General features: G+C 35.1%; 20 protein-coding genes. 14 read left to right on the top strand and 6 right to left on the bottom strand.

The window, feature by feature from the left end; all coding sequences use genetic code 11:
• The first annotated feature begins 148 nt into the window (after positions 1 to 148).
• The gene (locus tag Q0A18_RS02795) at positions 149 to 415 is read left to right on the top strand and encodes a hypothetical protein (protein ID WP_292008650.1); all 267 of its coding nucleotides are present in this window, start codon (positions 149 to 151) and stop codon (positions 413 to 415) included.
• 72 nt (positions 416 to 487) lie between these two features.
• Here Q0A18_RS02795 and Q0A18_RS02800 read toward each other — a convergent pair whose 3' ends face one another.
• From Q0A18_RS02800 to rmuC, 3 genes are read right to left on the bottom strand one after another with little or no spacing between them, the layout of a single operon-like run.
• Entirely contained in the window at positions 488 to 1264 is a 777-nt protein-coding gene (locus Q0A18_RS02800) for a TrmH family RNA methyltransferase (RefSeq protein ID WP_292008651.1), read from the bottom strand.
• A gap of 21 nt (positions 1265 to 1285) precedes the next feature.
• The gene (locus tag Q0A18_RS02805) at positions 1286 to 1729 is read right to left on the bottom strand and encodes a hypothetical protein (RefSeq protein WP_292008652.1); all 444 of its coding nucleotides are present in this window, start codon (positions 1727 to 1729) and stop codon (positions 1286 to 1288) included.
• A gap of 20 nt (positions 1730 to 1749) precedes the next feature.
• Entirely contained in the window at positions 1750 to 3231 is a 1482-nt protein-coding gene (rmuC, locus tag Q0A18_RS02810) for a DNA recombination protein RmuC (protein ID WP_292008667.1), read from the bottom strand.
• Between the two features lie 155 nt (positions 3232 to 3386).
• Between rmuC and Q0A18_RS02815 the strand changes: the two genes are divergently transcribed.
• The 5 genes from Q0A18_RS02815 (at position 3387) to Q0A18_RS02835 (ending at position 11021) form a co-directional block, all read left to right on the top strand.
• Positions 3387 to 4061 carry a response regulator transcription factor gene (locus tag Q0A18_RS02815; RefSeq protein ID WP_292008653.1) on the top strand — a complete coding sequence of 225 codons (675 nt, stop codon included), beginning with the start codon at positions 3387 to 3389 and terminating at the stop codon, positions 4059 to 4061.
• A gap of 1 nt (position 4062) precedes the next feature.
• Entirely contained in the window at positions 4063 to 5421 is a 1359-nt protein-coding gene (locus Q0A18_RS02820; RefSeq protein ID WP_292008654.1) for a HAMP domain-containing sensor histidine kinase, read from the top strand.
• Positions 5422 to 5535: 114 nt separating this feature from the next.
• A complete protein-coding gene (locus Q0A18_RS02825) occupies positions 5536 to 6810 on the top strand; it encodes a TolC family protein (RefSeq protein ID WP_292008655.1) in 1275 nt (424 codons plus the stop codon).
• Positions 6811 to 6816: 6 nt separating this feature from the next.
• Entirely contained in the window at positions 6817 to 7926 is a 1110-nt protein-coding gene (locus Q0A18_RS02830) for an efflux RND transporter periplasmic adaptor subunit (RefSeq protein WP_292008656.1), read from the top strand.
• The gene (locus Q0A18_RS02835) at positions 7926 to 11021 is read left to right on the top strand and encodes a CusA/CzcA family heavy metal efflux RND transporter (protein WP_292008657.1); all 3096 of its coding nucleotides are present in this window, start codon (positions 7926 to 7928) and stop codon (positions 11019 to 11021) included. Before Q0A18_RS02830 ends, Q0A18_RS02835 begins: the two co-directional genes overlap by 1 nt.
• Before the next feature lie 104 nt (positions 11022 to 11125).
• On the opposite strand, the gene pncB is transcribed toward Q0A18_RS02835, so the two are convergent.
• Both pncB and Q0A18_RS02845 read right to left on the bottom strand, forming a co-directional pair.
• On the bottom strand, positions 11126 to 12304 hold the full coding sequence (pncB, locus tag Q0A18_RS02840) for a nicotinate phosphoribosyltransferase (protein ID WP_292008658.1): 1179 nt from the start codon (positions 12302 to 12304) through the stop codon (positions 11126 to 11128).
• Positions 12305 to 12521: 217 nt separating this feature from the next.
• Positions 12522 to 12998, bottom strand: a complete 477-nt coding sequence (locus tag Q0A18_RS02845; RefSeq protein WP_292008659.1) for a Dps family protein — start codon at positions 12996 to 12998, stop codon at positions 12522 to 12524.
• A gap of 132 nt (positions 12999 to 13130) precedes the next feature.
• Between Q0A18_RS02845 and Q0A18_RS02850 the strand changes: the two genes are divergently transcribed.
• Complete coding sequence (locus Q0A18_RS02850; protein ID WP_292008660.1) at positions 13131 to 14708, top strand: hypothetical protein; 1578 nt, start codon at positions 13131 to 13133, stop codon at positions 14706 to 14708.
• Positions 14709 to 14760: 52 nt separating this feature from the next.
• Here the strand turns inward: Q0A18_RS02850 and Q0A18_RS02855 are convergent, their stop codons facing one another.
• Positions 14761 to 16494, bottom strand: a complete 1734-nt coding sequence (locus Q0A18_RS02855) for a T9SS type A sorting domain-containing protein (RefSeq protein ID WP_292008661.1) — start codon at positions 16492 to 16494, stop codon at positions 14761 to 14763.
• 158 nt (positions 16495 to 16652) lie between these two features.
• Here Q0A18_RS02855 and rpsL point away from each other — a divergent pair, with 158 nt between their 5' ends.
• The 7 genes from rpsL to Q0A18_RS02890 all read left to right on the top strand — a co-directional run bounded on the left by rpsL (position 16653) and on the right by Q0A18_RS02890 (position 24344).
• A complete protein-coding gene (rpsL, locus tag Q0A18_RS02860; RefSeq protein ID WP_002983146.1) occupies positions 16653 to 17066 on the top strand; it encodes a 30S ribosomal protein S12 in 414 nt (137 codons plus the stop codon).
• Positions 17067 to 17089: 23 nt separating this feature from the next.
• On the top strand, positions 17090 to 17566 hold the full coding sequence (gene rpsG, locus Q0A18_RS02865; RefSeq protein WP_292008662.1) for a 30S ribosomal protein S7: 477 nt from the start codon (positions 17090 to 17092) through the stop codon (positions 17564 to 17566).
• A gap of 8 nt (positions 17567 to 17574) precedes the next feature.
• Positions 17575 to 19692, top strand: a complete 2118-nt coding sequence (fusA, locus tag Q0A18_RS02870) for an elongation factor G (protein WP_292008663.1) — start codon at positions 17575 to 17577, stop codon at positions 19690 to 19692.
• A gap of 16 nt (positions 19693 to 19708) precedes the next feature.
• Positions 19709 to 20014, top strand: coding sequence for a 30S ribosomal protein S10 (gene rpsJ, locus Q0A18_RS02875; protein ID WP_002661363.1), 306 nt, complete (start codon positions 19709 to 19711; stop codon positions 20012 to 20014).
• Positions 20015 to 20248: 234 nt separating this feature from the next.
• The gene (locus Q0A18_RS02880) at positions 20249 to 22432 is read left to right on the top strand and encodes a TonB-dependent siderophore receptor (protein WP_292008664.1); all 2184 of its coding nucleotides are present in this window, start codon (positions 20249 to 20251) and stop codon (positions 22430 to 22432) included.
• Between the two features lie 11 nt (positions 22433 to 22443).
• The gene (locus tag Q0A18_RS02885) at positions 22444 to 23070 is read left to right on the top strand and encodes a hypothetical protein (protein ID WP_292008665.1); all 627 of its coding nucleotides are present in this window, start codon (positions 22444 to 22446) and stop codon (positions 23068 to 23070) included.
• Between the two features lie 77 nt (positions 23071 to 23147).
• Complete coding sequence (locus tag Q0A18_RS02890) at positions 23148 to 24344, top strand: PepSY-associated TM helix domain-containing protein (RefSeq protein ID WP_292008666.1); 1197 nt, start codon at positions 23148 to 23150, stop codon at positions 24342 to 24344.
• The last annotated feature ends 62 nt before the right edge of the window (positions 24345 to 24406 follow it).

A 24406-nucleotide genomic window follows, 5' to 3' on the forward strand; every position in this document is an offset into this window, starting at 1 on the left:
ATATTTATTTGTAAAACTATTTTACAAAGGTATTACAATTATTTTTCATAAACAAATTTCCTACATGCTATACCTTTGTCTTGTTCAAATAGAGTAGAACAAAGAAATTTAGAAAAAACAATATTAACAAAATTAAATTTAATTTATTATGAAAAAGTCATTATTCGTAGCTGCTATCGCTGCAATCTCTTTAGTTGCTTGTAAAAAAACTGATGCTACTAGCACTGAAGGTGCTGTTGATTCTGCTGCTGCTGTAGTTGATTCTGCTGCTTCTGTAGTTGACTCTGCTGCTTCTGTAGTTGATTCTGCTGCTACAGCTACTGCAACTGCTGTTGATTCTGCTGCTACTAAAGCTGCTGGTGCTGCTGATGCTGCTGCAAAAGATGCTAAAAAAGCTGTTGAAGCTGCTAAATAATTTTAGCACGAATACAAAACATAAAAAAACACTCCACTCAGTGGGGTGTTTTTTTATTTAATAGATTATAGATCAATTTCCTTCACTCTTTTGTCTTAACGTTTCATAGCAGGTAATAGCTACAGCATTACTTAAGTTGAGTGAATCAATACTCCCTGCCATAGGAATTAAAGTATTCTTTCCCTTATTGGTCCAGAAATCACTTAATCCGGAATGCTCAGTCCCGAATACAATGGCAGATTTTTGATTAAAATTCCTTACGTAGATATTCTCAGATGTTTCATCCATAATGGTGGTATAGATATTGAATTGATGCTGATGTAAGAATTCAATTAAACTCTCATTTTCAGATTGAAAAACCTGCATTCCGAAAAGGCAGCCTACGCTGGAACGAATAACATTGGGATTATAAAAATCCACTTTTGTATCCGTAACAATAAGAGCGTCTATCCCAAATGCCTCACAGCTTCTTAATATGGCTCCAAGGTTTCCCGGTTTTTCAACTCCTTCTACAATAATGACAGTTGAGTTTTCTTTAGGAACAAACTCATTTAGATTAGATTCCTTTACTTTATAAATCCCTATAATCCCTTCGGAACTTCCCCTGTAAGCAATTTTCTCATATACCTTGTTACTTACCCGATAAATCTTTCCCTGATCAGGCTGGGGGCCGTCATAAATATCCTCACAGATATAGAATTCTGTAGCTTCAAAACTGAATTTTTGAGCCCTTTCATTCTCTTGCCTTCCTTCGATAACAAAAACTTCCGACTTTTTACGAAACCTATTGTCTGTAAGAAGTTTAGTGATATTTTTTATTTTTTCGTTTTGAAAACTTTCTATAATCATTGATAAATATTTAAAATAAAATTATGAAACAGATGGAGTATATGGATCAGTCTCCTTTTTATTTTTTGTCTTTAATATTAATAAACTTCCAGCCAGTATGACCATACAGCTTGCTAACCATAAAAAGTATCCTAAACCATAAGATTCTATAGGTCCTTTGTGTCCGGCTTCATTAAGAATGATTTCTTTGGAAAATAGAAAGGATAGTGATAGCAGAACTGCTAAGAGGCTTGTTATAGTTGATATTTTTGTTTTATTTATTGCAAGACAGAACCAGGAGATAATTAACATGGGATTGGCAAGCCAGCTAATTTCTCCATCAAATAGAACAAACCATCCCAATAAAAAACACATTAGAGTATCTATAGATTTTCCTCCTGCAATACCTGCTGGAAGAAAAAGAGAAATAATAAGCAGAATGATGGATATAATAATGTAAATAAACCTTGTTACAAAAGTTTTCATAGTTGCGTTTTTAAGTTTGTTTAGTCTTCAGTAGTATCTATTAAGCTCTGAGGAAGCTCTTTTTTATTTTTAATTCCGAGGGATTTTAATTTCTGGGTTTGGATAACGAGGTTGTCATTTCCTGTAGAGAGCTGTTTATAAGCATCATTATAAACATTCTTTGCCTGGTCAAGATTCTTACCTACTTTCTCAAGGTTTTCTACAAAGCCCACGAATTTGTCATATAATTTTGCTCCACGCTCAGCAATCTCCATAGAGTTTCTGTTCTGATATTCGCGTTTCCAAAGATCTGCAATAAGTTTTAAAGAAGTAATTAAATTACTTGGATTTAATAATAAAATTCTTCTTTCATAGGCATAGTTCCAAAGATTAGGCTCTGCTTGCATGGCCGCAATATAAGCCGGCTCACTTGGAATAAACATCATGACAAAGTCTAAAGATTTTCCATAATCGTCATACGCTTTCTGGCTCAGTTGCTGGATATGATTTTTAATAGAGGATAAATGCTGATTGAGCTTTGCATGATAAACATCCTGATCCGTTTCATCTACTAATTCGGTAAATGCTGTTAAGGAAACTTTAGAATCTATAATTACATTTCTTTCATCGGGGTATTTAATAACAGCATCCGGGCGCATTTTTTTTCCTGAAAATTCTGAGAATAAAGCTTTATTATCTTCATCACGAAGCTCATGTTCCAGAAAATATTCGCGGCCTTTTACCAATCCTGATTTTTCCAGAATACTTTCCAGGATCATTTCTCCCCAATTTCCTTGGGTTTTGCTTTCTCCTTTCAGAGCACGGGTAAGCTTCTTGGCATCTTCTGAAATTTGTTGATTAAGTTCTGCGAGTTCTTTTACTTTTTCGGCTAAAGAAAAACGTTCTTTGTTTTCCTTTTCATAAGCCTCATTTACTTTGTTCTTTAAATCAAGGATTTTTTCTTGGAATGGATCCAGAATTGTTTTAAGATTATTCTGATTAAGAGCAGTAAATTTTTCAGTTTTTTCTTCTAAAATCTTATTAGCCAGATTTTCGAACTGAAGCTTGGCCTCTTCCTGGATTTTAGTAATCTCTTCTTTCTGTGTTTCCAACGATTTCTGTAAGCTCTCATTAATAGCAGAAAGCTCGGAATTACGGGCAAAAATATTTTGTTTCTCAGCAGTCAGAACTTCAATCTGTTGGGTTTGTTTCGAACCAAGTTCTTTTTGTTCATTAAATTGAGAAATCAATGAAGAATATTCAGCAGAGATTTTAGCAAATTCATTTTTAAGGTCATTCAGATTATCATTTTGCAGCTGAGAATTCTGCTTTTCTGAAAGAATATTTTGATTAAGCTCATTAATTTTTACAGTTGAATTATCCAGATCAGATTGAGTACGGATAAAAAGATTGTTGAGTTCCTCATGTGTATTTCTTGAAACCATGGAGGATTTCAATATAAAATAAAGAATAACAGCACCTATGGTACCACCCAATACAAAACCAATAATTAAATAAGTCATCTCCATCTTCCAAAATTATGAAAAAAAGACGGGTGTAAAAATTAGTAATTTCAGGAATTAAAATTAAGGCTTTTTATTAAAGCGGATTTATACTTTCATCTTCCAGTGAATTTTTTTAAGGAATGCCTATCTTTATACGAAATTTCGGAACATTTATGAATATTTTATTAGTGGAAGATGATCAGAGGATCAGTGTTTTTTTAGTGAAAGGTCTTGGAGAGGCAGGTTACCACGTTGTTCTTGCCGAATCCGGAGAAAAGGCCCGTGATCTCATCAATACATATGACTTCGATATTATTTTAATGGATATCATGCTTCCGGGGTTAGATGGAATTCAGCTTACACAGATTATCCGGTTTAAAAAGAACTATACTCCGATTTTAGCTTTAAGTGCTTTAAACAGTCCTGATGATAAAATAAAAATGCTGGATATGGGTGCTGATGACTATTTATCTAAACCTTTCCATTTTGAAGAACTTCTTTCAAGAATTAAGGCATTAACCAGAAGAAATAAATTAAGTTATCAGAAAGAATCCCAGCTTTTGTCATGTGGTGATTTGGTTATTGATACCGATTTACATAAAGTAACCCAAAACACTAAAGAAATTGAACTTTCTCCGACAGAATATAAGCTGCTTGTTTTTCTGATGGAGAATAAAAATAAAGTATTAAGCAGAACCCAGATTTTACATAATGTATGGGGAATCAATTTTGATAACAGTACCAATTTGGTAGATGTATATATATCTTATGTAAGAAATAAAATTGATGAAACGGAACATAAGATAATTCATACCATAAAAGGAACAGGATATTTAGTTAAAGATTAAAATGACTTTAAGAAACAGGTTTACACTTATTTCCAGCCTTTCGTTCGGAATCTTTTCTATCATTACTTTTGTAATTGTATTTTTTGCGTATTACGATAGCACGAAGATTTTTTATTTTGAAAAGCTTAGAAATACAGCACTTATTTCAGCAATCTATTATCTTGAAAAAGATGAGCTTCCTACCAACAGGCATGCAGAAGTCAAAAAAGAATATAACAGTCTTATTGCAAACCGGATGGTGGCTATTTATGATAAAAATGATCAGGTCACATTTGGGAAAAATCTTAACGATCCTAATATTCAGGAAAAACATTTAATAACAGCAAGAACGAACAAAAGAGTTCAGTTCATGTCGGATAATAATTTCTATTATGGTATTTTTTATCCCGATAATCAGGGGGATTTTGTTGTTTTTGCCAAATCATCCAATGATTCTTTTAAATCTCAGATGCTAAGGCTCGCCATTATTATGCTTTCAGTATTAATTGTAGGATTACTGGCCATCTACTTTTTGAGCAGATATCTAGCAAAGGTTGTCTACAAACCTATTTCCAATGTGGTAAAGCGGATTAATAATGTAGATTATAATAATATATCCCAGGCGATTACCACAACTAATACCCATGATGAAATTGAAGAGCTGATAAAATCCTACAATAAGCTGCTGAGAAGAATTTCAGAAAGTGTACTTGTTCAGCAGAACTTTATCAACTATGTATCCCATGAGTTTAAAACTCCTTTAGCTTCGATATCGGGAAATCTGGAAGTATTTGCCCAAAAAGACCGTAGTCCGGAAGAATACAGAATGGTAACAAAGGAAGCTCTTGAAAATGTATATGAAATTGAAAATATCCTTAATAACCTTTTACTGATGTCCGGCTTAACCAAACTGGAAGATTCTCATCAGCAGGTGCGAGTAGATGAATTGATATGGAAGATTTATGAAAAACTGAGTGCGAAAGCCAAAGAGAATTCTTCTTCCATTACAATTAATTTAAATGTCAAAAATTCTTCCCTGCTCGAACTTACCGGAAATGAAACATTGCTGTATCTGGCATTATATAATATTGTAGAGAATGCAGTTAAGTATGCTGAACAAAATCCGGTTACGGTAACGATTCAGGAAAAAGACCAGCAACTGAATATACTCGTGAAAGATCAGGGGAAAGGTATTTCAGAAGAAGACCTCGGAAATATTACTGACACTTTTTATCGTGGCGGAAATGTAGAAAATATAAAAGGAAGTGGAATAGGACTGTCATTATCAAAAACTATTTTTGATCATCATCATATCATAATGAAGATTACATCAGCCCTTGATTCCGGCACCGAAGTCCTTTTGATATTTCCAAGAAAATAATAATGATATTTCCTGTTCTAATCGAATTCTAATTTTAAACTAATTTAAATTTAATTCCCTTTAAATTTGGGTTTAATGTTTGAGAACTAGCTTTGTGGTCTTAAATAAAAGACCTTGAAGAAAATCATATTCACATTATTTTACATTCATTTTTTTAGTTTCTTTTTAGCTCAAAATACTGATACTTTAAGAATAAGCAGAAAGGAGGCTGAATCTATTTTTCTTGAAAATAATCTCGATCTTATCGTTCAGAAATTGGAAATATCCCAGGCAGAAGCAAGAGCCGTTCAGGCGAAGTATTGGCCTAATCCTACGTTAAGCATCAGCGAAGTAAATCTGTGGAGAACCTATGATATAGAAAAACAGCCGGCATTAATCGGGAATTGGGGAAAGAATACACAAATCTCTGCTGAAATAGAACAGGTGATACAAACTGCGGGCAAAAGAAGAAAGAATATAGAGCTTCAGAAATTAGAAGTGGAAGGAGAAAAATATGAGTTGCAGGAAGTTTTACGGGAGCTTAAAAATGTATTACGAAATACCATAACGGAAATCTTATACAATCAGGAGCAGCAAAAGCTCTATGAGAGCCAGATTTTATCTATTGAAAAATTAACGAAATCTTATCAGAATCAATTAAATCAAGGGAATATCAGCAAAGCAGAATATATCCGCCTTAAAGCTCAGGAGATTGAGTTTAAGAAAACATTGGTTTCATTAAAACAGGAAATTGAAGACCATCAGGTGGAATTAAAGGCCTTATTGATGGCTCCTTCTCATTCGTATATTATTATTTCAGATACTTTGAAAATTCCGGGAAAAGAAATCTCAGAACTTGAACTTCCCAAATGGTTAGAAACAGCTAAAGAAAACCGGCCGGATATTTTAATAGCTAAGAATAAAGAACAATATGCCCAGAAGAATCTGGAATTACAAAAAGCATTAAAAACTCCTGACCTGGCTGTATCACTCGGTTATGACCGCGGGGGGAATATTATGAAGGATTTTGTAGGGCTGGGAGTTTCTTTCGACTTACCCATCTTTGACAGGAATAAAGGAAATATTCAGGAAGCTAAACTGGATATAGAAAAGAAAGGATATGAAACCCGGAAAAATATTTTGAAGTCAGAAAATGAAGTCAATTCAGTGGTCCGCAATTATATCAGAACCCGGGAGATTTATTATCAGATTGATGAAACTTATGAATCAACCCTGGATGGCTTGCTGACCAGTCATGAAAAAAACTTCAGATTAAGAAATATCAGTATGCTTGAATATATGGACTTTCTGGATACTTATATCAGCAATAAAATGATCATACTGGATACCAAAAAAGAACTTAACGAATATTACGAAAACCTGCAATATGTTGTAGGACAGGATTTATAACATACGATGAAGACAAAATATATTATAGCAATACATTTCTCTTTGCTTATGGCTGCCATGAGCTGTTCTGAGAAAAAAACGGAAGAGAACTCTACAGAAAGTAATTACTGCATCAGTAAAGAGCTTAAAAAAGATCTGAAGCTGGCCAAAGTGGAAATGCGATCCGTTGAAGAAAGTATAACCCTTACCGGGGAAGTGGAAAGTAATTCCGATAAAACAGTTCCCTATGTAAGTCTTGTAGATGGGGTGGTTACTGAAACCTATTTCTCTTTGGGGGATTATGTGAGAAAAGGACAGGTTTTAGCCACTGTTAAAAGTGTTTCGTTAAATGAAATGCAGGATGATACCCAGACGTTACAAGCTCAGTTGGCAGTAGCCAAAAGAAAATTAGCTTCTGTAGAATCCATGTATAAAGATGATATAGCATCCCAAAAAGATTTGCAGGAAGCCAAAGCTGAAGTGGAAATCCTTCAATCCAATATTTCAAAAACAAAAAAGAATATGCAGTTGTATTCTGCAGGAAAAGGAAATCTTCAGATTAAATCTCCGGCTGATGGATATGTGATAGAAAAAAATGTTTCCAACGGAATGCCGGTTACGGCCGGAGGAGAACAGCTTTTTACTATTTCCAATCTGGATAAAGTATGGGTGATGGCTAATGTCTATGCTACCAATATGCGCCATGTCTATGTAAATCAGCCTGTAGTTGTAAAAACTCTGGCTTATCCGGATGAAAGCTTTGTCGGAAAGATAGATGCTATTTCGCAGGTATTCAATGAAAATGAAAGGGTGTTGAAAGCTAAAATTATTATGGATAATAACAATATGAAGCTAAGACCGGGAATGTCCGCGGATATTGTTCTTCCTATAAATTCCCAGGATAAGACGGCATTGGCTATTCCTGTAAAAGCATTGATTTTTGATAATAATCAAAGTTATGTTATTGTTCATAAAAGTGACTGTTTATTAGAAATAAGAACTGTGACCGAAGTGAGTACCAATAGCCAGTATACCTATGTGGAAGGAAATCTTAAGCCTGGTGAAAATATCATTGCATCCAATGCATTGCTGATCTACGAAAATCTGAAAAACCAATCCAATAATTCAACGAACTAATGCGAAAATTTGTACAAAGTATCGTTTCCTTTTCTTTGAGAAACTCGCTGATTGTTCTTTTGGGAACCGTATTATTATTGATTGGAGGAATCTATTCCTATATCCATACACCTATTGAAGCATTTCCGGATGTTACGAATACCAGGGTAAGGGTCATTACCCAATGGCCGGGAAGAAGTGCGGAAGAAATAGAAAAGTTTGTCACCTTGCCTATTTCAAAGGAAATGAATACCATTCCTAATAAAACATCGGTAAGATCTATTTCATTATTCGGATTATCAGTAGTTACCGTTATTTTTGATGACCATGTAGATGATTTTTATGCCCAGCAATATGCTTCCAACCGGTTAGGAAATGTAGAGCTTCCCAATGGAGCGGATTACAGTATTGAGCCTCCTTCAGGAGCAACAGGTGAAATTTACCGTTATATAATTAAAAGTAAACTACCTATTAAAGAAGTTACAGCTATTCAGGATTGGGTTATTGAAAGAGAACTTTTAGCAGTGCCGGGAGTGGCAGATATTGTAAGCTTTGGAGGGGAGGAAAAAACCTATGAAATAAAGATCAATCCTACGGAATTACATAATTATGATCTTTTCCCTCTGGATGTATATGAAGCAGTTTCCAGAAGCAATATCAATGTAGGGGGTGATGTTGTTTCAAAAGGAGATCAGGCTTATGTGGTACGGGGAATCGGCCTTTTGGAAAGTAAAGATGATATCGAAAATATTCAGATTGAAGTAAAAGGATCTACTCCTATTCTTGTGAAACATGTGGCAGAAGTTAAAGTTTCTGCCAAGCCAAGATTAGGGCAGGTAGGATATAACAAGGAAGATGATGTTGTAGAGGGGATTATTATTATGCTTCGTGGTGAAAACCCAAGTGAAGTTATTGCAAGGCTGAAAGATAGAATCACGGAACTTAATGGTGGTGAACTGCCGGGAGACGTTCAGATTGTACCGATTATAGATCGTACGGAACTTGTAAATACTACTGTTCATACCGTTTCAAAGAATTTGGTGGAAGGAGTTATTTTAGTTTCCATTATAGTATTTATCTTTTTATATAACTGGCGAACTACATTTATTGTAGCATCTGTAATTCCGTTGGCTTTCCTTTTTGCTATCATTATGCTGAAAATTCAGGGGTTGCCGGCCAACCTGATTTCAATGGGTGCGCTCGACTTCGGTTTACTGTTGGAAGGAACACTGGTTATTGTAGAACATGTCTTCGTTGCTCTCGAGCATAAGGCCAAGCAGGTCGGATTGCGGAGATTTAATAAAATGTCCAAATTGGGAATTATTAAAACAAGTGCTGGAAGTGTAGCCGGATATATTTTCTTTGCCTTATTAATTCTTATCGTTGCCCTGATGCCTATTTTCTCTTTCCAGAAAGTAGAAGGTAAAATGTTTTCTCCCTTGGCATTCACATTAGGATATGCATTATTGGGATCTTTGATCTTAAGTTTAACCTATGTGCCGGCTATGTGTAAACTTTTACTCACTAAAAATATTGAAGAAAAAGAAAACTTTATCTCCAGATTTTTCAGGGTAAATATGTTTAAGTTCTATGAACTTAGTGTACGTTATAGAAAAGGATTTATGCTGGGATTTGTTCTATTGTTGGCGTTTTGTGGCTGGAAATTTTCTAATTATGGTTCAGAGTTTTTGCCTAAACTTAATGAAGGAGCGATTTATGTAAGAGCAACACTTCCTAACAGTGTCAACCTAGATGAGTCTGTGAGGCTAACCAAAGAAATGAAGCAGATTCTGATGAAATATGATGAAGTGAAATTTGTAATGACCCAGACAGGGCGTCCCAATGACGGAACCGATCCTACAGGTTTTTTTAATATTGAATTTAATATTCAGCTTAAACCGGAAAAAGAATGGAAGAAAAAGGTTTCCAAAGAAGATCTTCTCGAAGATATGAGGGTCTCCCTGGAAAAATATCCGGGAATTAATTTCGGATTTAGCCAGCCGATTCAGGATAATGTAGAAGAATATGTGGCGGGGGTAAAAGCTCCCTTAGTAATCAAGATTTTCGGTAATGATTTATTTCAGCTGGAAAATTATGCCAATCAGGTAGCTAATTCCATTAAAACCGTTCCGGGAATTTCTGATGTCAATGTTTTCAAGAATATAGGTTTGCCTGAATTAAGGATCCAGCTTCATGATTCTAAAATGGCAAAATACGGAGTATCTACTGCAGATGCGCAGGCGGTTATTGAAATGACCATCGGAGGTCAGGCAGCTACCAAATTTTATGAAGAAGAAAGAATGTTTGATGTTATGCTGAGGTTTGAAAAGCAATACCGGGATAATCCGGAAAAGATTGGGAATATATTGATTCCGACTCAGGATAATAAAAAAGTACCGTTGAAAGAAATAGCAACCATTGATTATCATACGGGCCCTTCATTTATATACAGAGAAGGAAACAGCAGATATATCGGAGTCGGATTTAATATTGAAGGACGGGATTTGGGAAGCACTATTAAAGATGCCAAAGCACAGGTGGCAAAAGATGTTCATATCCCGAAAAACCATAAAATGACCTGGGCAGGTGAGTTTGAAAGTAAAGAAAGAGCAGGAAAACAGCTGGCAATGGTTGTTCCGATTTCATTGGCACTTATCCTGATGCTTTTATTTTTCAATTTTGGAAATATGAAAGATACCCTTATTTCTTCTATTACACTGGCTTTTGCTTTCATCGGTGGGTTCTTGTCACTGTGGTTTACAGGGACGATTTTCGGAATTTCAGCAGGAATAGGGTTCATTATTCTTTTTGGAGTTGCTACCATTGACGGAATTGTTTTAATTGGAGTAATGAAAGAAAATCTACTTAAAAGGATGCCTTTAAAAGAAGCGATTTCAGAAGGTGTTAAAAGCAGGATTCGCCCTGTGGTTATGATTGCACTGATGGGATCAATTGGATTGTTTCCCGCAGCTATATCCAATGGAATGGGGTCAGAAATTCAAAAACCGTTGGCTATTATGATTGTAGGAGGATTGATTATATGTATGCTTTTATCATTCACTATTCTACCTACCATTTTTTACTATGCCTATCGGAAAAAATATAAAGTAGGGTAATAAAGCTTGTTTGTTTTTAATAATTGTAAAGCCAAACTTCTCAGAAGTTTGGCTTTCATTTTTATAAATTTTTCTTTATCCGCAAAGCAATGAAAAAGATTGAATTAATCTTTGATTCGCAAAAATTCTCTTGCTAATTCTATCATTTTAGGATCTCCTGTGTACTTACCGTGTTCATCCGATAATTTTACAGTAGGAATCCATTCCTTATTAGGTGCCTGTACTCCGATTAATTTCATCACAATATTCATAGGTTTCAATCCTACATCATTCGTAAGGTTGGTTCCGATGCCAAAGGAAATTCCTATTTTGCCCCTGCAGTAATTGGTGATTTCTTCTACTTTTTCAAGATTAAGTCCATCAGAGAAAATAATATATTTGAATAAAGGATTGATTCCGTTTTGTTGGTAATGAGAGATGGTCTTGTCAGCAAATTTTAGCGGATCTCCGCTGTCATGGCGTACACCATCGAAAAGCTTGGCGAATTTTTTGTCAAACTGGCGGAAGAAAACATCTGTAGTATAAGTATCAGATAATGCAACACCCAGGTCCCCGCGATAAACATCTACCCAATGTTCCAGCGCTAATTCATTGGACATTTTAAAACCATATTCTGCAGCGTGGAACATGAACCATTCATGAGCGTGGGTTCCAATAGGCTTTACATTGTATTTCATGGCAAAATGAACATTAGAAGTTCCGATGAATGTAGAGTCCTTCTTCTGAGTAAGAGCTTCCATTACCAGATTTTGTACTTTATAAGAATGTCTTCTTCTTGTACCGAATTCGGCGAAAGTAACTCCTAATTTGTTAAGGTTGTCCGCTTTTTCAAGAGTTTTGTTCATTACAACTTCATTGGAATCTCTTTCCATATGGTTCATTTCATAATGAAGTTCACTGATCAATGCTAATAAAGGGACTTCCCACAAAATAGTACGATACCATAATCCTTCTACGGTTACGGAAAGGTCATTTCCGGTTTGAACAACTTTTACTTCTGAAGGGTCATAGTGGTAACCTTCAAGAAAATCTAAATAAGGTAGATCCAGATAAGGACAGGTTTGAGCCAGAAATTTTTTTTCTTCTTTGGTCAGCTTAAGTTCGGCCATTTTGGTAATAGCTTCACGTAAAGCAGTATCAAAGCCTTCCGGGAAATGATGTTGTCCTCTATTAATGAATTCGTATTTTACAACCTGACTTGGGAACAGTTTTACAACGGCATTCTGCATAGTGATTTTATAGAAATCATTATCCAGGATTGAATTGAGATGTGTTTTAAACATTTTTATTAGGGTTCTGTATTAAGCAAATATAGAGAAAAACAACAACGTTAATGGTATTTGAAAGGTTGTTTTTAAGACTATTGGATTTTTACATTTATTGTAGGAGAAATAAAAGAAAATATTTCAGGATGGTACTTATGCTTTCTTTAAGGCTTAACACATTTTAAATAAGGCAGATGGTGATCACAAAAAAGCCACTGAAAATCAGCGGCTTTTTTTATTTTCCTAAGTAAGAATTGTACATCCAAACTTCTTTTTCCTGTTCAGTAATATAATCACTCATCTGAGAGTTGGTTCCTTCATCGCCAGCTTTATCTGTAATGTCTAAAAGTTCTCTTTGCAGATCGATCACTACTTTAAAAGAGCTTAATATATTTTCAACACTTTTTACAGCATCACTTACCTCCTGACTCTCTTTAATAGTAGCTACCTTTAAATAATCAGAATAATTGTGAGCAGGTGTTGCTCCCAGCGTTAATATTCTTTCAGCAATTTCATCGATTTTCAATACTAAGCTGTTGTATAACTCTTCAAACTTTGGATGTAAAGTAAAGAATTGATCTCCTTTAATATTCCAGTGCGATCCTCTTGTATTTTGGTAAAAAATCGAATAGTTCGCTAAAAGTACATTTAGTTTTTCCGCAATTTTTTTACAGTCGGCTTCTTTTAAGCCTATAATACTTGCATTTTTCATAGTGGTTTATTATTTAATATATAACAAATATAGTAAATATTATGCCCTTGGGACGGGCCCTAGTGATAGATGGTAACTATAGTACGATTTTTCAAAAAAATTTGGAGAAGAATTCTTATTATTGTGGCGGATATGAGAAGCTTTTACCTTACTGCCGGAATATTTTCAGGAATCTGTGTGATTTATATCATGACTATGTTGTCAGGAACAGATAACTTTTTTACATATATTCTAGATGATGCTTATATCCATCTGGCAATAGCCAAAAACTTTGCATTGCATGGTGTATGGGGAATGACACAGTACGCTTTTTCATCCTCATCCTCATCACCTTTATTTACTGCTATTCTAAGTGGCTTGATCTATGTTTTCGGGAATCATTATTTAATACCGCTTTTATTTAACAGTATTGTTGCCGTTCTGGTTATTTATTTTCTAGTTAAGTATTATTCATCTTATTTTAATAAGGAATGGTATATAGTTTTTGCCTCTCTTTTTACGCTTTTATTTGCAGTATTGCACTTTCAGATTGTTACCGGAATGGAACATGTTTTTCAGGTTCTGATTATTGTTATTAATATTTATTGCTTTCAAAAATGGTATCAGTCGGATTTTAGAAATTCAAAGATACGATTAGGCTTTTATACTACCATTGTCTTATTGGGACTGATAAGATTTGAGAGCATGTTTTACTTTGTTTCATTGGCATTTATTTTTTTCCTTCTTAAGAAATTCAATAAAGCGATTGCTGTTTTGATTTTAGGCTTTGTCCCTATTTGTGTTTTCGGATATTATAATTATCAGCAATCAGGTCATTTTTTTCCAAATTCTGTGGTAGTAAAAGGAACGACCATTGATTTTTCAGGGAATTATCTTGCTCAGATGAAGTACTTCCTGTTTGATAAAATATTACTTAATGTTACCTTCTATAAAATTGCATTCTTTCCGTTGCTGATGAGTGTTGTTATAGTGTGCAGGGATTATAAAAGATTGGATCTTAAAAGTGTTCTTAGTAATAATTTTTTAATAATTGTCTGGAGTGTCACTCTGGTATTGCATTGTTTATTCGGAGACTTAAAAGGGTTCCGATATGAGGCATATCTTTTGGTCGCTTTATCAATGCTGCTTATTCCCAAGGTGGTTCTTTTTTTTCAGAGTCCGTTGACTTTTGTGAAGAAAGATCCTCTTATGACAGCTTTAATTGTATTCAATATATTATTATTGATATATAAAGTAGGTTATGCTCATATAATAATGATTAAGGGGAGTGAGAATGTTTACAGGCAGCAGATTCAGTCGGCAAGATTTCTGGAAAAATATTATAATACTTCAAAGGTGGTAGCCAATGATATTGGAGCGATCTGTTATTTTTCGGATATTCACTTGTTTGATATTGCCGGACTGGGAAGTGAGGAAATGATTCGGTTTAATGAAAAAGAGAAAGTTTTTGATGATGAATTTGAAAATTTTGTTACCCAATATAGTATTAATAATCATTATCAGCTTGCAGTAGTATATGAAGAATGGTTTTCCGGTCATATTCCTGGAAACTGGCGTAAAGTGGCTGTCTTGAAAATTGATAGTCATATTAATGTGGCTTTAGATCATGTGACTATATATTCTATTGATCCTGATATTCATTCGGAACTGAAAAAAAATGTAAAGAAGTTTAATTGGAATAAAAATGTACAGGTTATTTTATCGGAATAGAAAATTAAAAACCAGCTTTAAAAAAGCTGGTTTTTAATTTTAAGTAGATTATTTATTTCAGATATTTTAAACTGGCATTTTTTGAATTAAATGATACATTGACAATATACATTCCTTTCTGTAGTGAGGGAAGTTCTATTGATCCGGAGTTTCCTGTATAAGTGTTTTTGAAGACCTGCCTTCCTGAAGTGTCGTAAATGGATAGGTCAACAGGCGTGCTGATTGGTTCCTGAATAAGTACGTAAGCCGTATTCAACAATACATTATTAACTATGGCGATATCTCTGGAAGAAGGTTTTGTTTCATTGCTGATAGTAGAGTGCAAAGGAGGGAAACTTATTTTACCCATGACAAATCCTGAAATCAAATCCCTAGCATAACGGTCATTTTCAATATGAATGTTCATAGTGTAAATTCCATCCCTGAAATCTTTTAATGAAGCGATATATGATTGGGTTCCGGAATCATATTTAAATGAAACAGGAAGCTGTTTTTGTTTTGTGTAATCCGCATCAGATTTTTTAGATATCATATAGGCTCCTGCCTGAATAATACTGTTTTTAAGATCAGCTCCCTGGATATCCTTAATGATCAGTCTTTCGTTAATAGCATCTCTCTCAAGTAAAAAACCTGTATTTTCTGTACTTTTATAAATGTTCAGGTATTTCTCCTGAGTAGCGGGTGCAATATAGACTCCTTTTTTATATGTATTAGTTTGAGAAAGAGTATCTCTGGGGCTTTGGATTTTTTCTTTTATGCTGACCAGCTCATATTTTTCCTCATCCTTTTTAATGATGAGTTGAGGTTTGTCATTATATACCAACTGATAATCTGAAAATTCTGCGGCAGATTGGGAGTCTGCTTTTTCAGCAGATTTATTTGCTATTGGATAAGAAGGATCTCCTCCAAAGATCTCTAATATTTTATTCCAGGAATATTCATCATTGGGAAGATTAGAATGATTTCGTTTTCCTTCTCCGTCCTGAAGAACAATATGCCCTCCTGTCTTATAATGACTGTAATAAGGTGTGGTTCCATCGTTGTTTCCTCCACCCATGGCTTTAATAATGTTTCCTGTAGCAAGATTTTGCAGATAACTTGTGAAACCGTTATTTGAAAGAATATTATAACCGATATGTCCTATGTGGTAAAATTTGCTGGGATCATTATTAGGATGGTTGTCAACAATATTTCTTACATTTTCCATATAGTACGTTGTAGAGGTCTCCATTCCAGCATTCGGATAACTGGTTGATGCTACCCAGCTTATACCAGGCCATTGTCCCGCATTGGCAATTTGTGTTCCTTTAAGAGGTGTGCCTAAAGTAGCTACTTTAATTGCCATATCATTTTTACCGTAAATAGACAGTGCTAAGTCTATACTTTTTCCACCATTACTATATGCTGCCATATAGAATTTGGATGTTCCCAGTTTTGCTTTTACCTGTTCTAAACCTTCTGCAAAAAGCGCAGCGTTAGTTTCCATAGATTCACCTTTGGTTGTTGTAATAAAAACAGTTTTGTACCCATTGTTAAACGCTGATTTATATATCAAGGCATTATTATCAATGAATGTAGCATTGGTTCCATTATATCCGTGGGTAAAAACAATAGTTTTTCCGTTCCAGTTGGAAGGAGTAGCTCCATAATAGATAATACGCTCCTGATCATGACCGGAAAGAGTTCCATTGTTGGGGTTACTGAGATTATCTTCTTTTAACTGTGCGTGCGCAAAAATGCCATAAAAAGCTAAGAAAATTAGAAATAATTTGTTTTTTGGATTCATGTTTTGTTGTTTATTTGTTATTTTGGGTTAAAAATATAAATTATAGTAATATTTATTGTTAAAATAATATTATGCTTGTTTGTATAATAATTAATGTTAACTACTTGTCAATTAAAAAATTATTACTATTTTTGCAGCCTAAAATAAAAAGCAATTAAATGCCTACTATTCAACAATTAGTAAGAAAAGGAAGAGCCACGCTTGCCAAGAAGAGCAAATCGGCTGCCCTTGATTCTTGTCCACAAAGACGTGGAGTATGTACGAGAGTATATACTACTACACCTAAGAAACCAAACTCTGCACTAAGAAAAGTTGCAAGGGTAAGACTTTCTAATGGTAAAGAAGTTAACGCCTACATCCCGGGCGAAGGACATAATCTTCAAGAGCACTCGATAGTATTGGTAAGAGGCGGAAGGGTGAAAGACCTACCGGGAGTACGTTACCACATCGTAAGAGGTGCATTAGACACTGCAGGTGTAAATGGAAGAACACAGAGAAGATCGAAGTATGGAGCTAAGAGACCTAAACCAGGTCAGGCAGCTGCTGCACCAGCAAAAGGAAAGAAAAAATAATCATTAAATAAGGTACAGAAACAATGAGAAAGACAAAAGCGAAAAAAAGACCGTTGTTACCAGATCCGAAATTTAATGATCAATTGGTAACGAGATTCGTAAACAATTTAATGCTTGACGGGAAAAAGTCAATCGCATTCAAAATTTTCTATGATGCTTTAGACATCGTAGAAAACAAAAAAGGAGATAACGAAAAAACATCTCTTGAAATATGGAAAGATGCTCTTACTAACGTAATGCCTCACGTGGAAGTACGTTCAAGAAGAGTTGGTGGTGCAAACTTCCAAATTCCTATGCCAATCAGAGCTGATAGAAAAATTTCTATGGCTATGAAATGGTTAATTAAGTATGCTAGATCAAGAAATGATAAGTCTATGGCACTTAAACTTTCTGCTGAAATTCTGGCTGCTTCAAAAGAGGAAGGTGCGGCATACAAAAAGAAAAGTGATACTCACAAAATGGCGGAGGCTAATAAAGCTTTCTCTCACTTTAAATTTTAATTAAGACAATGAGTAGAGATCTTAAATTAACAAGAAATATTGGTATCGCAGCACACATCGATGCTGGTAAAACAACTACAACAGAACGTATCTTGTTCTATTCTGGTAAAAACCACAAGATTGGAGAAACTCACGAAGGTTCTGCAACTACGGACTGGATGGAGCAGGAAGCTGAAAGAGGTATTACAATTACTTCTGCAGCAGTTACAGTAGATTGGAAATTCCCAACTGAACAAGGGAAGCCTCTTCCAGACGCAAAAGATTATCACTTCAATATCATTGATACACCGGGACACGTTGACTTTACAGTAGAAGTTAACCGTTCTCTAAGAGTATTAGATGGTTTGGTATTCTTATTCTCAGCGGTAGATGGTGTTGAGCCTCAATCTGAAACTAACTGGAGACTTGCCGATAACTACAAAGTTCCAAGAATGGGATTTGTAAACAAGATGGACCGTCAAGGTTCTGACTTTTTGAATGTTTGTAAGCAAGTAAAAGAAATGTTAGGTTCTAATGCTGTTCCAATCGTTCTTCCAATCGGTGATGAAGCAGATTTCAAAGGAGTAGTAGACTTAGTTAAAAACCGTGCTATTGTATGGCATGAAGAAAATAATGGATCTACTTTTGATATTGTTGACATCCCTGCTGAAATGGCAGATGAAGTTAAGCAATACAGAGGTCAATTAATTGAAGAAATTGCAGCTTATGACGAAAATCTTCTTGAAAAATTTATGGAGGACGAAAACTCTATTACAGAAGAAGAAATTCACGCTGCATTAAGAGCTGCAACTTTGGATATGTCGATCATTCCAATGACTTGTGGTTCATCTTTCAAAAATAAAGGAGTTCAGTTCATGCTAGACGCAGTGTGTCGTTATTTACCTGCTCCCACAGATAAAGAAGCAATCGAAGGTACTAATCCTAAAACAGACGAGCCTATCGTAAGAAAGCCATCTGTAACTGAACCTTTTGCTGCTTTGGCATTTAAAATTGCTACTGACCCTTTCGTAGGTCGTTTAGCATTCTTTAGAGCATATTCAGGTAGATTAGATGCAGGTTCTTATGTTCTAAACACAAGATCTGATAGCAGAGAAAGAATTTCTCGTATCTTCCAAATGCACGCTAACAAGCAAGAGCCAATCGAATATATCGAGGCTGGAGATATTGGTGCAGCAGTAGGTTTCAAGGATATCAAAACTGGTGATACTTTATGTGATGAAAAGAACCCAATCGTTCTTGAATCTATGGTATTCCCTGATCCTGTAATCGGTATTGCTGTTGAGCCTAAAACTAAGGCAGATCAGGATAAATTAGGAAATGCATTGGCTAAATTAGCTGAAGAGGATCCAACTTTCCAAGTTAAAACTGATGAAGCTTCTGGTCAAACGATCATCTCAGGAATGGGAGAGCTTCACTTAGATATCATTGTTGACCGTTTAAAAAGAGAATTCAAAGTAGAAGTAAACCAAGGTCAGCCTCAGGTAGAATACAAAGAAGCTCTTACAGCTGTTGCAAACCACAGAGAAGTTTACAAAAAACAATCTGGGGGTAGAGGTAAGTTCGCGGATATCGTATTCGAAATCGGTCCTGCTGAAGAAGGAAAAACAGGTCTTGAATTCGTTAACGAAATCAAAGGGGGTAACATTCCAAGAGAATTTATTCCTTCAGTAGAAAAAGGTTTCAAAGAAGCAATGAAGAACGGTCCATTAGCTGGATTCGAAGTTGAAGCTATGAAAGTTACATTGAAAGATGGATCTTTCCACGCAGTTGACTCCGATCAGTTATCATTCGAATTAGCTGCAAAATTAGGATTCAAAGAATCTGGTAGAGCTGCTAAAGCTGTGATCATGGAACCTATCATGAAGCTAGAAGTTGTAACTCCTGAAGAATATATGGGTGATATCGTAGGTGACCTTAACAGAAGAAGAGGTACTGTAAACGGTATGGATGACAGAAATAACGCTAAAGTTATCAAAGCATTCGTTCCTCTTTCTGAAATGTTCGGATATGTAACTACTTTAAGAACATTATCTTCCGGTAGAGCTACATCTTCTATGGAATTTGAAAAGTATGAAGCTGCTCCGCAGAATATTGCAGAAGAAGTAATCGCTAAAACAAAAGGTTAATTTAAATTAGATTAAAATGTCACAAAGAATCAGAATAAAACTTAAGTCTTACGATTACAATCTAGTAGATAAATCTGCAGAAAAAATCGTAAAAACGGTAAAGGCTACTGGTGCTGTTGTAAACGGTCCCATCCCATTACCTACAAATAAGAGAATCTTCACTGTGTTGAGATCTCCACACGTTAACAAGAAAGCTAGAGAACAATTCCAACTTTCTGCTCACAAAAGGTTGATGGATATCTATTCATCATCTTCAAAAACGGTGGATGCTCTAATGAAATTAGAGTTACCAAGCGGTGTAGACGTGGAAATTAAAGTGTGATAACGCGCATACTTTGCCGTGATTATAGAAATCCCTTTTCATTTTTGAAAAGGGATTTTTTATGCTAATAAATTTTAAATTTAATTGGTGAATTGATCATATGATTATATTAATAATACTTTATTAATATTACTGTTATTTATATAAATAGGGTTTTTTCTCACGATAATATGATATATGTCATTTTTATTTATTTAGAATAATTAAAAACAATATATTTGCAAAAAGTTCTACATGAAAAAATCAATATCTATTTCTTTATTTGTATTAGGAGCCTGTGCTGTGAATGCTCAGCAAAGGAATGACACCATTAAAAAAGAGAGTAAAATTGAAGAAGTTGAATTGTTTGGGGAAAGAAACAAACAACCTGAAGGTCTGGAAGTAATTACAAGACTACCTCTGAAGCCAAGGGATCAGATCCAAAGTATTTCAGTGATCTCCTATAAAGCAATTGAAGAATTAGGTGCTCTTAGTGTTACAGATGTGGCAAAGAACGTTCCGGGTGTTACTCAGTTCGGGAGTTATGGAGGAACAAGAGAAAGTATGTCTATAAGAGGATATAGAGGTGTTCCGGTTCTTAAGAATGGAGTGATGATGGATTCTGATTTCCGTACGGCTGCCATGCTTACAGATATGCAGGGAGTAGAAAGTATTCAGGTGCTTAAGGGTTCTGCTGCTGTTACCCAAGGTATTGGGGATGGTTTAGGATCTGCAGGTGGAGTTATCAATGTAGTGACAAAAGTGCCTAAGTTTATTGATCAGACCAATGTGGGATTCAGATATGGAAGCTGGGACTTTTACAGACCTACAGTGGACTTCCAAAGAGTATTGGACTCGCAAGGTAAAGTAGCTGTCAGATTGAATGCAGCTTATCAGAATAATAATAGTTTCAGAAGATTCATTAATACAGAGCGTATCTATGTAAATCCATCAGTAGCGATTCGTCCGGATGATAAAACGGAAATCGTAGTAGAGATGGATTATATGCATAACAATACTACTCCGGATAGAGGTACTGTGAATTTAGCCACCGGAGATATCGAAGCATTATATGATATGCCAGGAAGAAAGTTTCTAGGTTTTTCTACAGATAATGCAAAAACGGAAACATTCAATTTCTCTACAACTGCTACAAGAAAGTTAACAGATAAATTGAAATTAAGAACAGCATTCATGAGTTCTTCTTATCAGTCAGAAACAATCGGAGCAGCCTTAGCTCCTGTTAATAGCAGTAGTCCAAATGAATACAGAAGAAGAACTTTAGCAAGATCTGACAGAGAGGATTTAAATAAAGTTTTCCAGTTTGATTTTATCGGCACAGATGTCAAGACAGGATTTATGAAACATACTTTTCAGGTTGGTTTTGACTGGAAGGAATCTAATGTAACAACCACAGCTTACGCTTCTAAAACAGTAGACCAAATTAATGTTCTTGAAGATGTTAATAATATCTTGCCATCTACAGTAAGTACTGATTGGACTCCCAATGCTTCCAATCCTGTTTTAACGCCTACTTTAGGTTTAATGGCTCAGGACGTAATTACATTTAATAAATATATTAAAGCCCATTTAGGAGTTCGTTATAGCAGATTAAATGGGTCAGACAAAGATCCTAATTCGGCTTGGAATCCATCATTCGGATTAATGATTTCTCCGGTTGAAAACATTAATGTATTTGGATCTTATACCAGTACCACTTCATTGAGATCTGCAAATAATGTTCTGCTGGAAGGAGGAACTGTTGGGGCCTCTACCACTAAACAATGGGAAGCTGGTATTAAATCAGATTGGTTTAATGAACGTTTAAGATTTAATATTACATTATTTGATATAAAGACCGATCACTTATCTTATTCAATACTTGACGAAGATTATAACCCTGTTGTGGTAGATGGAAATACAATGTATGGATTGGCAGGAGAATTAAGAAGAAAAGGTATTGAAATAGAATTAATCGGAAGAATTTTGCCAAACCTTCAAATTATGTCTGGATGGGCTTACTTAGATGCTCAATATCAGAATAGCCCTGCCTATGTCAATGGTTCAGCTCCTATGAACACTCCAAAACATACTGCTAATGCATGGTTAAACTACAAATTCAATGATGGAGCTTTAAGAGGACTCGATGTAGGAGCAGGAGTATACTATGTAGGGAAAAGGCCTGTTGATGAATGGAGCCAGAAAACATTTACTTCGGGACACGTGAATAGCGTTGCGGCAGGATTGAAGCCTTTCAATATGCCGGAATATACCACTGTAGATGCTCAGGTAGGATACGCATTTAGCAACGGTATCGGATTAAGAGCATTCTTCAATAATATTTTTGATGCGGTAGGATATAATTCCTATTTTAGGGGAGGGTATATAGATCAGATCCAGCCAAGAAATTTCGCAGTTCAGTTAAATTATAAATTTTAAAATACAATATCATGATCAATAATTATATCAAAATCTGTGTGTTTGCTCTTATTTCAGCTGTTGCAGTATCTTGTTCAAAAGGAGATAATAAGAAAAGAGGAGTAGATTATGCTCAGTTTAAAACTGAAGTTACTTTAACTCCTGAGCAGGCTAAGAGCTATGATGAAATAACCGCTAAATATCAAAAACTTCAGGAAGAAAATTTCCAGGCTGCAAAAACTCAGGGTGGAAATATGGATAGGGTTGCATTAGGTATTAAAAATGAAGAATTGAGAAACCAACAGGCGGTAGAAATGGCAAAAGTTCTTGATGCAGGCCAAATGGAAAAATTCAATGCATTTATTGATAAAAGTGCCAGAAAAAGACCGAGATATGATAATGCTTTATTAGAAAAAATCAAAACAGAAGCAGCCCTTACAGAAGAAGAGTTTGTGATGGTGAATGCAGCTAATGATGCTTTTGAGAAGGCGTTCAGTGATGCTCATGATGTATATCACGGAAACAATGATCTTGCTAAGGAGTATTGGGATAAATTTGATACCCAAAGGAAAGAAGCAATTAAAAAATCGCTGACTCCCGAACATTATACTAAGTTCGAAGAAATCGTAAAAGATATTCAGTTTAAAGGAAGAAAATAATTGGTTCTTCATATTAGTTTAGTAGAAAACATTAAAACGGAACTTCCTGTTTTAATGTTTTTATTGTTGAATGCCTTATGAATATTATTAAGAAAAGTCTTTTCCGGAAAAGGAGAAAGAATGAAGGTCGTATCAAATACCTGATGTGGTTATCTCATTTGTGGATAGGACTTCTGTCTTCTCTTGTCGTTTTTATTATGTGTGTAACCGGGTGTCTCTATGCATTCCGGAATCAGATTATCAACCTTTCCAATCAGGATAAAATATATGTTGATGCAGGCGCAGGTTCCGTTTGGAAACCCGGACAAATTCAGACAGAGTTACTGAAAAGTGGAAAAGAACTTACCAGAGTGCTCATTCCTGTAAAAAGTAATGAAAGCTATATGGTATCCTATCGTGAGAATAACCTTGATAAAAGTGTTTATTTTGATCCATATACGGGGAAAGAACTAGGCCCGCCGGATACAGGCTCCAACCAATTCTTTGAGGTTGTTTTAGATATTCACAGGAATCTGATGATGGGTAATTTTGGGAGACAGATTGTAGGAGTTTCGATTCTAATGTTTTGCTTTCTGCTGGTTTCAGGATTTATTTTATGGTTACCCAAAAAACTTAAATTTTTGAAGCAGGGATTAAGTATTAAATGGAATGCTAAATTTCAAAGATTTAATTATGACCTGCATAATACGCTGGGCTTTTATACCTGTCTAATGCTTTTCTTTATTGCACTAACAGGTTTATATGTCACCTATCCGTGGGTGAAGAATGCAATAGTAGTGAGTTTGGGTGGAGAATCAATCAATAACGTCAGTAAAGAAACCTCCGGAGAGGATGATCCATTTGGAAATTTATTAGGTGACATGCTGGAAAAACAAAATGAAAAGAAGAACATGAAAGGACAAGATCAGGTTTCGATTGATAAAATCTTAGAGCTGTCTGATCAGCACTTACCTTATAAAGCTGTAACGAGTATCGATTTTCCCAATAAAGAAAATCCCCGGTATGTAGTGATTAAAATAAATACCGAAAACCTCCTCGGGATGATGCTCCCTGATGAGATAACATTTGATAAAAAAGGAAATCTTAAGACCAAGGAAATCTTCTCAGACAAACCTTTGAATAAGCAGTTTGTGACACTCGCTAAACCATTGCATACTGGTGAGATTATGGGGCTGCCAAGTATTATTCTATATTTTATCGTATCCTTTGTAGCTTGTTCTTTGCCTATTACAGGATTTACAATTTGGAGGCACAGGTACAATAAACTCAAGTAAATTGTCTTTATTTGAGTTTTAATAAGTAATATTTTTTGCAATTTTATTTAGTTATTATATTG

It is taken from the genome of Chryseobacterium sp., assembly GCF_022712095.1.
GTDB lineage: Bacteria > Bacteroidota > Bacteroidia > Flavobacteriales > Weeksellaceae > Chryseobacterium.